The sequence below is a fragment of the Enterobacter sp. Lyrl_3 genome (assembly GCF_051948675.1).
GTDB classification, from domain to species: domain Bacteria; phylum Pseudomonadota; class Gammaproteobacteria; order Enterobacterales; family Enterobacteriaceae; genus Enterobacter; species Enterobacter cloacae.
On record NZ_JAYJLI010000066.1, the window covers coordinates 1 to 542 of the forward strand.

General features: G+C 51.5%; 1 rRNA gene. It reads left to right on the plus strand.

Going from position 1 to position 542, the window contains the following annotated elements:
* Positions 1 to 73 precede the first annotated feature (73 nt).
* Positions 74 to 542: ribosomal RNA gene (locus VF709_RS24915) — 16S ribosomal RNA — on the plus strand; the annotation flags it as partial.

Consider the following 542-nt stretch of genomic DNA (forward strand, 5'->3'; position numbering starts at 1 on the left):
AAATGAATACCAAGTCTCAACGAGTGAACACGTAATTCATTACGAAGTTTAATTCATTGAGCATCAAACTTTTAAATTGAAGAGTTTGATCATGGCTCAGATTGAACGCTGGCGGCAGGCCTAACACATGCAAGTCGAACGGTAGCACAGAGAGCTTGCTCTCGGGTGACGAGTGGCGGACGGGTGAGTAATGTCTGGGAAACTGCCTGATGGAGGGGGATAACTACTGGAAACGGTAGCTAATACCGCATAACGTCGCAAGACCAAAGAGGGGGACCTTCGGGCCTCTTGCCATCAGATGTGCCCAGATGGGATTAGCTAGTAGGTGGGGTAACGGCTCACCTAGGCGACGATCCCTAGCTGGTCTGAGAGGATGACCAGCCACACTGGAACTGAGACACGGTCCAGACTCCTACGGGAGGCAGCAGTGGGGAATATTGCACAATGGGCGCAAGCCTGATGCAGCCATGCCGCGTGTATGAAGAAGGCCTTCGGGTTGTAAAGTACTTTCAGCGGGGAGGAAGGTGTTGTGGTTAATAACC